Genomic DNA, 13,738 nt, shown 5'->3' with positions numbered 1-13,738 from the left:
ACTATGTTAAATATTTCCGAAAATAAAATCATAGACCGGGGACCTTTCGAGCAGTCAGTCAGCCTCAAAATGACTTTGGCAAGTGAAGAAAAGAAGAGAAGGGTAAGGGTTTTATTTGTGTCATGCTGTGTCGTATTTCTTATGCTATTCCTTCCATGGACCCAATATATCAGATCAAAGGGATACGTTACAATGCTTCAGCCCCAACATCGTGCTCAGACTATTCATTCTGTGATCGCTGGCAGGATTGATAAATGGTATGTAAGTGAAGGCGTTTTTGTGAGTAAGGGCGATACCATAGTTAGCATTACCGAGGTGAAAGATGAATATTTTGACTCGCTGCTTTTGCCGAGAACGCAGCTGCAGGTGGAAGCAAAAAACCTTTCAGCGCTGTCTTATAAGGAAAAAGTGAAGGCTTTAGAGAGTCAGATAGCCGCATTGAAGCGGAATAACATTTTGAGAAAAGAACAAGGCAGAAATAAACTTGAAATGGCAGAGCTGCAGGTTGAATCTGATAGTATTCGTTTTGAGCAAGCCAAAGTCAATTATGAAATTGGGTTAAAGCAACTTGGCAGGGCAGAAAAGCTCTACGAAGAGGGTTTACGCTCTCTTACCGACCTTGAAACCCGTCGGTTAAAATTCCAGGAAGTTCAGGCAAGTGTAATAAGTGCAGAAAACAGCTTGCTAAGCAGCAGAAATGCTTTGATTTCAGCCCAGCTGGAGCTGGATGCGATAGACAATGATTTCAAGGATAAGCTAGCAAAGGCTGAATCAGATATGTACACAGCTCAATCGAGCCAATACGATGCAGAAGGGTCGGCCTCCAAACTTGAAAACCAATATTCCAACTATGAAGCCCGGACTGGATTTAGGTACATCTTGGCTCCCCAGGATGGCTTTATTGCTGAAGCAATCCAGGTAGGTTTGGGTGAGACTATTAAAGAAGGTGACCAAATAGTAAATATTGTCCCTTCAAATGGAGAACTGGCAGTCGAGATGTATATCTCACCCGTGGATTTACCATTGATGGTAGTAGGCAAGAAAGTACGTTTCATCTTTGATGGTTGGCCTGCCATAGTCTTCTCGGGATGGCCGAAACTATCCAATGGCACATTTGGAGGTGTAATCGTAGCAATAGACAAATATGCGGGAGCTACCAATCAATATAGGGTATTAGTGGCTGAGGACCCAGAGGAGGAAGCTTGGCCTGAGGCATTGCGCGTGGGATCAGGTGCTGATGGGATAGCGCTGCTCAACGATGTGCCTGTTTGGTATGAAATCTGGCGACAGCTGAACGGCTTCCCGGCAGATTACTATACCAGAATCCAGAAAGAAGAAATAGCAAAAGGGAAGAAATGAAAAAGATACTCATTACTTTTTTATTGATTGCCGGAAGTATAAATCTTCATGCGCAGGATACAGATACCTTGTCGTTTGACAGGTACATAGAATGGGTAAAAGCATATCACCCACTTTCCGCACAGGCAGATATTCTGTTGACCATGGGGGATATGGAAGTCCGAAAGGCAAGGGGAGGCTTTGATCCATTAGTATATGGCAATCTGGATAAGAAAAGCTACGACGAAAAGACCTATTACGATAAGCGGGAAGCGGGAATTTCTATTCCGACCTGGGCGGGGATTGAACTGAATGGGCTATATGAGCAGAATTCAGGGCAATACCTCAATCCAGAAAACGCTGTACCAGATGGTGGGCTGTTATCGGCAGGAGCTTCAGTTAACCTTGGACAAGGGTTGCTAATGGATGATAGAAGAGCGGGATTAAGGAAAGCCCAGATTTATCAGCAATCCACCGAATCAGATCGCAAAAGGATGCTGAATGAATTATACCTCCAAGCAACTGGTACTTATTGGAACTGGTCTCTGGCCTATGCAAACAGAACCTTACAGGAAGAAGGAGTGGAACTTGCCAAAGCGAGGTTCCAGGCAGTTAAAATAAGTTATGAGCAGGGAGATTTTCCGGCTATTGACACCGTAGAAGCGGCCACACAGCTTTTGAACAGAACGTTTAATCTCCAAAAAGCGGAAAATGAGCTTTTCCTAAGAACCCAAGAGCTCAACAATTTCCTATGGGATGATTCTGGAAATCCAATTGCCCTAGGTATACAGACTGTCCCTGAGCAATTGGGCTCAGATGAGCCTTTAACCCTTAACCAGGAGGAACTACGGATTCTGGTTGCCGATCACCCAGAGCTAAGACTGGTAGACTATGAATTAGCCGGCCTGGATGTAGATAGAAGGCTCAAAGCCCAGCAGATCATTCCTGTAGTAAAGCTCAAGTACAATTTTCTCTCAGAAGAATTAAATCAATTTGATCAGACAGGCTTTTTTGAGAATAATTACAAATGGGGGCTTTCAGTTTACACGCCATTGATGTGGCGCAAAGCAAGGGGCGAGACTCGACTGGTAGAGGCTAAAATAGACTTCAAAGAAAATTCCAGAGAGCTTAAGGAGCTTCAAATCCGTACAAAACTAGAAAACGAACTGAACAATTGGAACACACTCAACGCTCAGATTACTACATATATCCAAAATGTAACCGCTTTGGAAATGCTACTCCAAGGTGAATTGAGGAGATTTGAAATTGGTGAAAGCAGCTTGTTTCTGGTGAATAGTAGAGAGGTATCGGTTTTCAGTTCCCGTGTTACGTTAAACGAACTTTTCACCAAGCGAAAAATCGCCTTTGCAAAAGCGAGGTTTGCAGCTGGGGTTGGGTTTGAATGATCACTATATTTAAAGTAAATTCACCCTGAACAAAACTAGATTTTATGCCTGCATTTGTAATAGTTGAAGTTGATATCACAGATCCGGAAAAGTATAATGCGTATAAAGAATTGACTCCCGCTACCGTTTTAGCTTATGGTGGGAAGTTTGTTCTCCGTGGCCAGCCTGTGACTGTTTTGGAAGGAGAGTGGAACCACGAGCGATTGGTAATGCTTCAGTTTCCAACGAAGGAAAAAGCCACGGCTTGGTATAATTCAGAAGGATATCAGTATGCGAAGTCGGTGAGATCAGGTGCAGCTAAAGCAAACTTTCTTCTGATTGAATCGTGAAATTTCAAACATGCACAAACTAAAAAAGGCTTTCGATACAAAGCCTTTTTTAGTTGATAGTTAGCCAATTATAAGTCTGGTTGAGGAGTGGTCCTCAAGTAAGGTCTTACCACTTTGTGGCCTTTTGGGAATTTGGCAGGAATGTCTTCATCTTTAATTGCTGGAGCAATTACCACATCTTCACCTTGCTTCCAGTTAGCAGGGGTGGCCACTGAATAATTTGCTGTCAGTTGAAGCGAATCGATTACCCGGAGCAATTCATCGAAATTCCTTCCCGTACTCGCCGGATAAGTGATGATAAGTTTGATTTTCTTATCGTTTCCGATCACAAATACTGAGCGGACAGTGAAATTCTCATTAGAATTAGGATGGATCATATCGTACAGATCAGCGATCTTTCGGTCTTGATCTGCGATGATAGGAAAGTTCACTTCGCAATTTTGGGTCTCGTTGATATCCGAAATCCAGCCCTTGTGGCTTTCCAAACCATCCACACTCAGTGCCATAACTTTCGTGTTTCGTTTCGCAAATTCATCTCTGAGTTTTGCCACAGCTCCCAGTTCTGTAGTGCACACCGGAGTATAATCGGCAGGGTGGGAAAATAGAATTCCCCATCCATCCCCTAAATACTCGTAAAAGTCAATTTTTCCTTCTGTGGTATCGGCCGTAAAATTCGGGGCCACATCGCCTAGTCGTAATGCCATTTTGTTTATTGTTTAAAAGTTCTGCTTTATATACGTCCAATATAACATGCAGGGTGTTTTTCAGTTCCTGTTTTTTCTAAATCTTTCTGAAAAAACCGCAGAACCTAAACCCATTTTTGAAAAAGTCGGTTGTAAGTCCAACGAATGCTCTTACTTCGTAATTTAAACTAAAACCAAAGCATCCATGAAAACTTATTACAACCCTGAGGACTTAAAGAATTTTGGCAAAATAGGCGAGTTTCAAAAACCACTAGCAGACAAATTTTTTGATTATTATGGTGAAGTCTTTGCCGAAGGCGCGCTTACCGCACGTGAAAAATCCCTAATAGCACTCGCAGTGGCACATACTATCCAGTGCCCGTATTGTATCGATGCATACACTACAGACACTATGGAAAAAGGCTGCGACCAGGAGCAGATGATGGAAGCTGTTCATGTGGCGGCAGCTATCAGAGGAGGTGCCTCTCTCGTGCATGCTACCCAGATGATGAATAAAGTCAAAGAAATTTCTATGTAATCGATGAAGTCTCTTAAAGCACAAGACCATCTATTATCCAGTTCAGAAGCAGAGATCAAACTGTTGGAATCCGATAGGTCCGGATTTTCAGGAGATCGTTTTGCCAAGGAATTGGAAAAAACAGACCTTTTCCCTTTAAAACCAACCAGGATCGAAATTTTGCAGATTAATCTGGGCAAGATGTGTAACCAGCTTTGCAGGCATTGCCACGTAGATGCGGGACCTGACCGCAAAGAGATCATGGGCCAGGCTACCATGCAGGAATGCCTTGAAGTCATTAAAAGCCATAAAATAGCCACAATTGATCTGACTGGAGGGGCACCTGAAATGAACCCGTATTTCCGGTGGTTTGTAGAAGCCATCCGGGCTATTGATCCGGAGGTAACACTAATTGTACGCTGCAATCTTACTATTATTCTGGCCAATCCTAAATACCACGATCTACCGGAGTTCTATAGAAAGCATAGAATAGAAATTGCATCTTCTTTGCCCTATTTCACGGCAATGAAAACTGATTCCCAGCGGGGAGATGGAGTTTTTGATAAATCAATCAAAGCACTAAAGCTCCTTAATGAACAAGGATATGGAATTGAAGGAACAGGATTGGTTTTAAATCTGGTCTACAACCCATCAGGAGCTTTTATGCCAGCGGCTCAAAGCGGCCTGGAGGCAGAGTTTAAGAAGAGACTAACCGATAAATTTGGGATTACATTCAACTCTCTTTTCACCATTACCAATCTTCCGATTAGCCGATTCTTAGAGTATCTGCTAAGAAGCAATAATTACGAGTCCTACATGGAGAAACTGATTGACAGCTTCAATCCTGCCGCTGCCAAAGGAGTTATGTGCAGAAACACTATATCAGTGGGCTGGGATGGATATCTGTATGATTGCGATTTCAATCAGATGCTGGAGCTAAAAGTGAACTCTAAGGATTCCCGGCACATCAGAGATTGGAATGAGAGATCGCTGACAGAACGGGAAATTATCGTCAAAAATCACTGCTTCGGCTGTACAGCTGGTGCAGGTTCAAGTTGCGGGGGGACTACTACCTAGTATGAAAGAAGGGATAGTGATTTTCCAGAAAAATGCGCAGCTGGGTAAAGTCAAAACTAGGCTAGCAGCTACGATCGGTGATCAGTCGGCTTTTGAGGCTTATGGTCTTTTGGTGGAATACACACATAAGGTAGTTTCTCAAAATGAAGCCCAGAAAATCTTATTTTTCTCGGATCATCTAGAATCAAACTTAACTAAGTATCCAAAAAACTATAGATTTGAATTGCAGTCAGGTCCGGATCTAGGAAAGAAAATGAGTAATGCATTTCAGCAGCTTTTTGAACAGAAATTTGACCGATTGGTAATAATAGGAACGGATTGTGCAGAGATTACATCAGAACTCATCTCTGAGGCATTCGAAAAGCTGGATAAACATGAGGTAGTAATCGGCCCTGCTGATGATGGCGGCTATTACCTGCTGGGAATGCGAAGATTTATTCCGGGTTTATTTGAAGGAATTCCCTGGAGTACAGATCGGGTGACGGGGCTGACCAAGGATTATTTGACCCAAAATGATATTCCCTTTGCTTTGCTGCCTACGCTTTCTGATGTGGATGTTGCAGAGGACTGGAATAGGTTTAAGGATAAATTTTAACCTTTACATTTCATTAAGTTTTGGATTAATTATACTGCAAGTCAAATCTTACTTCAGCTGTTGTTCGTTGAAAAAATATAGAATCATTCCCTTAATTTCTTAATAGAGATTTATGCCGCTAAAAAGCTATAAACCAGCAAATTTTATTATAACCTTCCTTATTCTGTTTTTTGGATCCTGGTTGGATAGCTTCAGTCAGACCCAAACGAATAATTATGACATCGTGTTGGCTGGTTTCACGATTGGCAGTATGCAGGCGGATAAAACTACCTCTTCAAAAGGTGAAGATTATCAGATTCACAGTAAAGTAGAATTCTGGTTCTTTGGAAAAATCCATGTGGAATTCCTTCAGAAAGCCCATTATGAAAAAGGCCAGTTGATGAAAGCAACTACAAATTCAGATTCAAATAGGGGGAATTTTTTGACCACGGTCATGTGGAATAAGGATCACTATGATGTAGATGCCAACTCCTATAAATTTCATAATGAAGATCCAATTAATCAGGCTATCAATGCCAGTACTGCGCGGTTGTATTTTCATGAACCCAAAGCTGGCGATATCCTGATCTCTGAGAATTTCGGGATGCTGACTACCGTGCGGGAAATAGAACAAGGAGTTTATGAGATTGATGTGAACGGAAATATGAATCGCTTTTACTATGAAGATGGTGTTTTGCAAAAAGTAATTTTGGAAAACAACATAAAGAATTACTCAATAAAACGTAGAGTTGACTGATGCAAGCAAAATTTCTGTAATAATTCCATGCCTGGATGAGGAAGAGAACTTAGAAGAACTGCTTCCTTATCTTCAAAATTATGGCAGTGGACTGATTCTTGAAATTATTGTGGTAGACGGAGGTTCTAAAGACAATTCCACCGTTCTGGCCAAGAAGTTGGGAGCGTCAGTAATCCAATCACCCATCTGTAACCGGGCTGTGCAATTAAACCTGGGTGCACAGCATGCAAATGGTGATATTTTATACTTTATCCATGCGGACACCAGACCACACAGGGAATTTACAAAAATAATTCTGGCCCATGTAGCAATTGGAAAACAAGCAGGTTGCTTTCGATACAGGTTTGATCCCGAAAGCAATCTTCTGAAAGTTAATTCCTGGTTTACACGGTTTAATGGGATATTTTCGGGAGGTGGCGATCAAAGTTTATTTATCCAGAAAACCTTTTTCGTCTCCTTAGGAGGATTTGATGAGTCATTTTGCATCATGGAAGACTTTGAACTGGTGCGTAGGATTCGTGAAAAATCTGATTTCCACGTCCTTCCAAATGAAATGATAGTCTCGGCACGCAAATACAGCTCAACAAATTGGCTGAAAGTCCAGCTTGCTAATTTTGTGGCTTTTTCTCTTTTTTTGTTAAAAGTTAAGCCAGCTTCGATCAAAAGTTTATATTTAAATCTTTTAAACCAAAAGAAGTAAAAGCATAACAGTAGTTGAATGAATCAAGCGACAATTAATGGTATCCAGCAAGTAGGGATAGGAGTAAAAGATGCAAACCAGGCATGGGCTTGGTACAGGAAAGCATTTAAGATGGATGTACCGATATTTCAGGACAGTGCTGAGGCAAAGTTAATGACTCGTTACACTTCTGGCAAAGTAGAAAGCAGACACGCAATTCTTGCCTTGAATATGCAGGGGGGAGGTGGATTTGAAATCTGGCAATATACTTCGAAAGAACCTCTTGCCGCTGAGGAAGAACTTTCATGGAAAGATCTGGGGATTTTGGCGGTAAAAATGCGCTGTCATGATATTCAGAAGACGTATGCACATTTAACAAATATGGGAGCTTCTATGCTTGGAAAGCCTGTGAAAAACCCCCTGGGTGTTTGGCATTTTTACATAAAAGACCCGTATGGCAACACGTTTGAATTGATTGAAAACGGTTCGTGGTTTAGTAAAAATAATGACCTTACCGGCGGGGTCTTAGGGGTGGTCATTGGAGTATCTTCTGTTGATGACGCACTGCCTGTTTATCAAAAGCATTTAATGCAGACCGAAATCTTATGTGATAAAATCGGTATATGGGAAGATTTTGCTCAGGTAGGAGAAGGAAATTCAGAATATAGAAGAGCAATCCTTCAAGGATCCTCCGTTATGACCGGGGCTTTTGGAAAGCTATTTTGTCAAACACAGATTGAATTGATAGAGACAAAAAACCAGCCTAGAAACCGGGCCTTTGAAAACAGAAACTGGGGAGATTTAGGGTTTATCCATGTATGCTTTGATGTCAACGGTATGAGTGATATCAAGGAAAGGATGGCCAAAGACGGTATAGAGCTTACCGTAGATAGTCAAAATGAATTTGACATGGGCAAAGCTGCCGGGAGATTCTCCTATTTGGAAGACCCGGATGGAACGCTCATAGAGATGGTGGAAACGTTCAAGGTACCTATAATGGAGAAACTTGGTTGGTATCTCAATCTCGGAGAACGCAAAAAGAAAGGAAACTTACCAAACTTTGTGGTGAAGCTTCTTTCTCTAAATCGAGTAAAAGCATAAAATCAGTTTATTTCCCAGAAATCAAGCGGGCAAGGTCGACCAATCGGTTGGCGTAGCCTGCTTCATTATCATACCAGCCCACAAGCTTGATCATCGTACCTTTGGCAGACGTAAGCGCAGAGTCTATGATACAGGAATGTGGATTTCCTATGATATCAATAGATACGATAGGAGAGTCCTCTACCTCGAGATAGCCTCTTAGGTACCCCTTGCTCGCATCTTTGAATACCTTGTTGATCTGCTCTTCAGAAACCTCCTGCTTTAGCTCCACGATCATATCAGTCAATGAACCATCCGGAACAGGTACACGCATTGCAGAAGCTTCAATCTTTCCTGCCAAATCCGGTAATATTTCATCTAAAGCTTTGCCTGCATTAGTGGTCGTTGGAATAATAGAATATGCCGCCGCTCTGGCACGTCGTAAATCGCGATGGGGGGCATCATGAAGATTCTGATCATTGGTATACGAGTGCACAGTAGAAGCAAAACCTTTCACCACTCCAAAATTATCATCCAGTACTTTCACCATGGGGGCCAGACAGTTTGTAGTGCAGGAAGCATTGGAAACGATTCTTTCATTGCCTGTCAAAATGGAATCATTAACGCCTAATACGATCATTTTGATAGTGGCATCCAAAGAAGGGGCAGAGATGATTACTTTTTTCGCACCCGCTGTCAAATGCTTTTCAGAGCCAGTCCTGTCTGTAAACCTTCCTGTACATTCGATGACGATATCTATATCCAGATCTTTCCATGGAAGTTTTTCAGGATCAGCTTGGCCAAATAGTTGAATTTCATCTTCATTAACTTTCAAAACACTGTTTTGAAGCATTATTTTATTTTCTGATTTGCCGTGAATAGAATCGTATTTAAGTAAATGTGAAATGGCCGTATTATCTGCTAAATCGTTTATAGCCACAAGTTTAAATCCCTTTTTCTCCAGGATTAACTTAGCTGTATATCTGCCGATCCGTCCAAAACCATTTATGGCAATTCTGATGTCGTTGGTTGATTTCATTGGAAACTTTCTAATTGGAAATCAAAAATAGGAAAATCAACAGCAAACACTTCCAATAAAATTTTATTCCTTTTGGATCAGCTTTTTAAGGTAAATCAAAAGAAATTTTTGAAGCCAAATTGGTTTTAAAAACATAACCCTCTATATTTGCACAACCATTTGAAAAAGCAAGTTTTTCAAGGTCATTAATGGTCGGTTCGTCTAGGGGTTAGGACGTATCCCTTTCACGGATAAAACACGGGTTCGATTCCCGTACCGACTACATTGTCGCCTGAATTTCAGGAAGTTGTGAATATTTTTGATTTCTTATGGTCGGTTCGTCTAGGGGTTAGGACGTATCCCTTTCACGGATAAAACACGGGTTCGATTCCCGTACCGACTACCAAGACATTAAAGCTCAATCCCCGCTTTGTCTTAAGCTATTTTTGTTTTATGGTTGTTAGTGGTTAAAGTGAACAAAAGCCCGATCTGTGATCGGGTTTTTTGTTTTAATAAGCTTTTTGACTAATGGCGGAAAAGCCATTTTTAATTTTGTTAATTTCAAGATTGGAATAATAAAATTAACCTATGCCTCAACCCAAAATTAAACATCACTATGCCAAAATAATTTTGGCAGCTGCTATTCCTCTTTTAATTTCCTGTAGTAAGAGCGAGAAAGTAGATCTACGGGAAAGAACCTTAACCAAGGAAGAAATTGCTCCTATGGTAAAAGCGGCCGAAGGAGGGATTAACCCTACGCTTAGTCCGGGCCTTAAACTTTCGCTGTGGGCAGTTGACTCTTTGGTATATGATCCTATTTCCATTCAGGTTACCGATGATGGTAGCTTATATTATACACGAACAAACCGCCAGAAAAACTCTGAATTTGATATTAGAGGACATCAAGAATGGGAAATAGAGTCGATAAGTCTTCAAACTATCGAAGAAAAAAGAGCTTTTCTACAAAAGACGCTCTCTCCTGAGATGTCTGATAAAAATACTTGGCTGGATGATGTGAATGGCGATGGCTCGCATGACTGGCGGGATATGACCGTAGAGCGTGAAGAGCTCTACAGGCTTGAAGACAGAAATGGAGATGGTCTTGCAGACTATTCACAGATGATGGTCCAGGATTTCAATGATGTGACTACGGACGTGGCCGGGGCTTTGCTGAAATTGGATGAGAACTTATTTGTTGGAGTTGGTCCTGATGTATGGAGGCTTACCGACAAAAATGGTGATGGGATAATGGATGAAAAAGAATCTATATCACATGGTTATGGAATTCATATCGGTTTTGGAGGACATGGAATGTCTGGGCTTGAACAAGGTCCTGATGGAAGAATTTACTGGGGTATCGGAGATATTGGCTTTAACGGTGTGGGACCGGATGGCACAGAATGGAAGTATCCTAATAGAGGAGTAGTAGCCCGCTCAAACCCGGATGGAAGCGATTTTGAGATTTTCGCTATGGGGGTAAGAAACACACATGAATTTACTTTTGATGCTTATAACAACCTGATTTCAGTGGATAACGATGGAGATCATGGTGGGGAAAGTGAACGGCTGGTATATTTGGTGAACGGTTCGGATACTGGATGGAGAACCAACTGGCAATTTGGAAAATACCGTGACCCGGACAATAATACCTACAAAGTGTGGATGGACGAAAAACTTTATATCCCTAGGCATGAAGGTCAGGCGGCCTATATCACACCGCCAATCCAGAATTATATCAATGGACCTACAGGAATGGTATATAATCCTGGAACTGCTTTAGCCGAGAAGTGGAAAAACACCTTTTTCGTTGCCTCTTTTGTAGGAAATCCCACAAGGTCAGGGATTCACGCTTTCAAGCTAGAACCAGATGGAGCTTCTTTTAAAATGTCCCAAACTGAGAATATCATGTCAGGTGTGCTGGCGACTGGCTTGGATTTTGGACCTGATGGATCCCTTTATTTTGCTGACTGGATAGATGGATGGAACACGAAAAACTATGGCAGAGTCTGGAAAATAGAAGATGAGGGAGGTGTAAACTGGGAAGCTAGAAAGATCACAGCCCAGGTGATGAAAACTGATTTCAAAACACTTACTGATGAAGCTCTTGGTGATTATTTGGCTGATGGGGACATGAGAATCAGAAGGAAAGCCCAGTTTGAATTGGCAAAAAGAGGAGAGGATGGGGCGAAAGTTTTCCAGTCCGCAATTTCACAGAAATCTAATCAGTTCGCCAGAATTCATGGAATTGTAGGCATAAGCCAATTGGCTAGAATGGAGAAAATGGACTATGCTGATGCTATTGTTCCTCTTCTGAAAGACCAGGATCCTGAAATCAGGGCACAAGCTGCCAAATGGCTAGGAGATATTAAATATGCCAAAGCGGGGGACGCACTTTTGCCTTTACTGACTGATACTGAAATCAGGGTAAGGTTTTTCGCTTCAGAAGCTTTGGGAAGAATAGCTTATGAGCCCGCAATCGATGGTTTGATAAACGTATTAGAAGCCAATAATGACGAAGATGCATTTTTACGCCACGCTGCAAGTTTGGCGTTGGCACGAATCAACAAGAAAGAACCGGTTATTGCGCTAGCCTCCCATCCTTCAAATGCAGTTCGCCTCGGAGCAGTTTTGGCGCTGCGAAGAATGGCAGATCCGGGAATAACTGCATTTCTAGCTGACGAAGATGAATACATCGTCACAGAAGCTGCAAGAGCAATTAATGATGATTTCTCTATAGAAGGCGCACTTCCGGCTTTGGGAGATTTATTGGTGACTACTAGCTTCGAAAATGAACCCTTGATCAGAAGAGCGATCAACGCAAACCTTCGTGTGGGTACACAAAAAACAATGGACAACCTGAAGGCATATATCGCAAAGCAGGGAGTCAACCCTATACTAAAGGCAGAAGCAATTGCCACCTTGGGCACCTGGGCAAGACCTTCCGTGCTCGATCGCGTGGATGGCAGAAATCGGGGGAGCGTAGAAAGAGATCTTGCACCTATCCAGGCCTCTGTAAAAGAAACATTGATAGGGTCGCTCAATGATAGAAATGAAGAAGTCAGAGTCGCCGGTGTGAAAGCAATTGGCAAATTAAAGATTGCTGATGCTGAATCCAAACTGGTTTCCCTTCTGAAAAATGATCAATCTGAAAATGTCCGTGTAGCTGCGGTTTTGGCGCTGGCAGAGGCAAACCCTGGGTCTATCTCTGAACCTATAGAAATAGCAATGAAAGACGACTCCAGGGCGGTACGTGTGGTAGGCCTGGATCTACTGACCAAAACTGATATATCGCAGGATTTGATGGTTAGCTTGCTTCAGGATGTGATACAGAATAGAACTACAGCTGAAAAGCAGGCAGCACTCTTAAGTCTTGGCAATCTTGAAAATTCGGCTGAACTCCCGCTTTGGAATACACTTTTGGATGATTTGTCCAAAGAAAAACTTCCAAATGAAGTATTGATTGAACTGGAAGAAGCTATAGACAAAACAGGATCTGCCGATTTGAGGGCAAAATATGACAAAATTCAGGAGGAGCGAACCCAAGGAAACTTGGTGGCACTTTATAGTGGTGCGCTCGAAGGAGGTAGCGTTAGAGCTGGAAGGAATATATTCTTCCAAAACCAAACTGCCCAATGTATCCGTTGCCATGGTTATGATGATATGGGGGGTGTTGCCGGACCGCACTTGAATGGCGTAGCCAATAGAGTTACCAAGACCGAACTTCTCGAAGCATTGATCGATCCAAGTAAGCGTTTGGCCCCGGGCTTTGGTTTTGTTCAGCTGAAATTGAAAGATGGAACAGCTGTGAATGGAACTTTGATGGAGGAAAAAGCTGAGGGATTGGTGATGAAAGTAGGAGCTAAGCCGGATACGTTGATCATGAATAGCAGTATCGCTGAGCGTACAGACTCACCGTCAAGTATGCCGGATATGAAGGCGCTTCTTAGCAAAAGAGAAATCAGAGATTTGCTAAGTTTCCTTAGCACCATGACTAAGGAGTGGGAGTGAGAAAACTGATTATCAGTTTAATAATCAAAGGGATCATCATTTTTGTGATGATCCCTTTGATTTTGATCGAAGGGGAAAGTCTCAGTTGGATGACTCAGACATTCCGCGGCGTGAGTTACTATTCCAATGCGATGGACTATTCTGGCATTTTTCCCACATTCAGATGATGAAGTGACAGTGTCAGGGACGTTGATGAAAAAGATAGATGCAGGGCATTATTTTGGCCTGTTTTGCAAAAGGAGAGGCTGCGGAAACAGCAGGGAAGTACTCAG

The 13,738-nt window shown here is 42.1% G+C and carries 12 protein-coding genes and 2 tRNA genes; 12 read left to right on the top strand and 2 right to left on the bottom strand.

What is annotated here, in order from left to right; genetic code table 11:
- Positions 1-3: 3 nt before the first annotated feature.
- The 3 genes from AS141_RS04570 to AS141_RS04560 are packed head-to-tail and all read left to right on the top strand — an operon-like array spanning position 4 to position 3,073.
- Positions 4-1,359, top strand: coding sequence for an HlyD family secretion protein (locus AS141_RS04570; RefSeq protein WP_057936450.1), 1,356 nt, complete (start codon positions 4-6; stop codon positions 1,357-1,359).
- A complete protein-coding gene (locus AS141_RS04565; protein ID WP_057936449.1) occupies positions 1,356-2,744 on the top strand; it encodes a TolC family protein in 1,389 nt (462 codons plus the stop codon). The genes AS141_RS04570 and AS141_RS04565 overlap by 4 nt, the downstream gene beginning before the upstream one ends.
- A 44-nt stretch (positions 2,745-2,788) precedes the next feature.
- A complete protein-coding gene (locus tag AS141_RS04560; protein WP_057936448.1) occupies positions 2,789-3,073 on the top strand; it encodes a DUF1330 domain-containing protein in 285 nt (94 codons plus the stop codon).
- A gap of 68 nt (positions 3,074-3,141) precedes the next feature.
- Here the strand turns inward: AS141_RS04560 and AS141_RS04555 are convergent, their stop codons facing one another.
- Complete coding sequence (locus AS141_RS04555) at positions 3,142-3,777, bottom strand: peroxiredoxin (protein WP_057936447.1); 636 nt, start codon at positions 3,775-3,777, stop codon at positions 3,142-3,144.
- 184 nt (positions 3,778-3,961) lie between these two features.
- Here AS141_RS04555 and AS141_RS04550 point away from each other — a divergent pair, with 184 nt between their 5' ends.
- The 6 genes from AS141_RS04550 to AS141_RS04525 all read left to right on the top strand — a co-directional run bounded on the left by AS141_RS04550 (position 3,962) and on the right by AS141_RS04525 (position 8,461).
- Positions 3,962-4,294, top strand: a complete 333-nt coding sequence (locus AS141_RS04550; protein ID WP_057936446.1) for an arsenosugar biosynthesis-associated peroxidase-like protein — start codon at positions 3,962-3,964, stop codon at positions 4,292-4,294.
- Positions 4,295-4,297: 3 nt separating this feature from the next.
- Positions 4,298-5,350 (top strand): arsenosugar biosynthesis radical SAM (seleno)protein ArsS, encoded by a 1,053-nt coding sequence (arsS, locus tag AS141_RS04545; protein WP_057936445.1) that lies wholly within the window; start codon positions 4,298-4,300, stop codon positions 5,348-5,350.
- 1 nt (position 5,351) lies between these two features.
- Complete coding sequence (locus tag AS141_RS04540; RefSeq protein ID WP_057936444.1) at positions 5,352-5,945, top strand: TIGR04282 family arsenosugar biosynthesis glycosyltransferase; 594 nt, start codon at positions 5,352-5,354, stop codon at positions 5,943-5,945.
- A 112-nt stretch (positions 5,946-6,057) separates the two neighbouring features.
- Positions 6,058-6,681, top strand: coding sequence for a DUF6134 family protein (locus AS141_RS04535; RefSeq protein ID WP_057936443.1), 624 nt, complete (start codon positions 6,058-6,060; stop codon positions 6,679-6,681).
- The gene (locus tag AS141_RS04530) at positions 6,674-7,381 is read left to right on the top strand and encodes a TIGR04283 family arsenosugar biosynthesis glycosyltransferase (RefSeq protein WP_057936442.1); all 708 of its coding nucleotides are present in this window, start codon (positions 6,674-6,676) and stop codon (positions 7,379-7,381) included. The genes AS141_RS04535 and AS141_RS04530 overlap by 8 nt, the downstream gene beginning before the upstream one ends.
- A gap of 18 nt (positions 7,382-7,399) precedes the next feature.
- Positions 7,400-8,461 carry a VOC family protein gene (locus AS141_RS04525; RefSeq protein WP_057936441.1) on the top strand — a complete coding sequence of 354 codons (1,062 nt, stop codon included), beginning with the start codon at positions 7,400-7,402 and terminating at the stop codon, positions 8,459-8,461.
- 7 nt (positions 8,462-8,468) lie between these two features.
- Here the strand turns inward: AS141_RS04525 and gap are convergent, their stop codons facing one another.
- A complete protein-coding gene (gene gap, locus AS141_RS04520) occupies positions 8,469-9,479 on the bottom strand; it encodes a type I glyceraldehyde-3-phosphate dehydrogenase (protein WP_057936440.1) in 1,011 nt (336 codons plus the stop codon).
- Positions 9,480-9,669: 190 nt separating this feature from the next.
- On the opposite strand from gap, the gene AS141_RS04515 reads away from it, so the two are divergent.
- From AS141_RS04515 to AS141_RS04505, 3 genes are all read left to right on the top strand, one after another.
- Positions 9,670-9,741: transfer RNA gene (locus tag AS141_RS04515), tRNA-Glu, on the top strand.
- A 48-nt stretch (positions 9,742-9,789) separates the two neighbouring features.
- Positions 9,790-9,864 (top strand) — tRNA-Glu (locus AS141_RS04510).
- A 182-nt stretch (positions 9,865-10,046) separates the two neighbouring features.
- Positions 10,047-13,466 (top strand): HEAT repeat domain-containing protein, encoded by a 3,420-nt coding sequence (locus AS141_RS04505; RefSeq protein WP_057936439.1) that lies wholly within the window; start codon positions 10,047-10,049, stop codon positions 13,464-13,466.
- The last annotated feature ends 272 nt before the right edge of the window (positions 13,467-13,738 follow it).

The sequence above is a fragment of the Algoriphagus resistens genome, assembly GCF_001442615.1.
Taxonomy (GTDB): domain Bacteria; phylum Bacteroidota; class Bacteroidia; order Cytophagales; family Cyclobacteriaceae; genus Algoriphagus; species Algoriphagus resistens.
Note: the sequence above shows the minus strand (reverse complement) of the source record. Positions and strands in the feature narration are given on the sequence as shown.

Excerpts from the sequence above, each read along its gene's own strand:
- AS141_RS04505 (WP_057936439.1), top strand. The coding sequence starts at position 10,047 with ATGCCTCAACCCAAAATTAAACATCACTATGCCAAAATAATTTTGGCA.
- AS141_RS04525 (WP_057936441.1), top strand. The coding sequence starts at position 7,400 with ATGAATCAAGCGACAATTAATGGTATCCAGCAAGTAGGGATAGGAGTA.
- gap (WP_057936440.1), bottom strand. The coding sequence starts at position 9,479 with ATGAAATCAACCAACGACATCAGAATTGCCATAAATGGTTTTGGACGG.
- AS141_RS04570 (WP_057936450.1), top strand. The coding sequence starts at position 4 with ATGTTAAATATTTCCGAAAATAAAATCATAGACCGGGGACCTTTCGAG.
- AS141_RS04565 (WP_057936449.1), top strand. The coding sequence starts at position 1,356 with ATGAAAAAGATACTCATTACTTTTTTATTGATTGCCGGAAGTATAAAT.
- AS141_RS04550 (WP_057936446.1), top strand. The coding sequence starts at position 3,962 with ATGAAAACTTATTACAACCCTGAGGACTTAAAGAATTTTGGCAAAATA.
- AS141_RS04535 (WP_057936443.1), top strand. The coding sequence starts at position 6,058 with ATGCCGCTAAAAAGCTATAAACCAGCAAATTTTATTATAACCTTCCTT.
- AS141_RS04540 (WP_057936444.1), top strand. The coding sequence starts at position 5,352 with ATGAAAGAAGGGATAGTGATTTTCCAGAAAAATGCGCAGCTGGGTAAA.
- AS141_RS04560 (WP_057936448.1), top strand. The coding sequence starts at position 2,789 with ATGCCTGCATTTGTAATAGTTGAAGTTGATATCACAGATCCGGAAAAG.
- AS141_RS04555 (WP_057936447.1), bottom strand. The coding sequence starts at position 3,777 with ATGGCATTACGACTAGGCGATGTGGCCCCGAATTTTACGGCCGATACC.
- arsS (WP_057936445.1), top strand. The coding sequence starts at position 4,298 with ATGAAGTCTCTTAAAGCACAAGACCATCTATTATCCAGTTCAGAAGCA.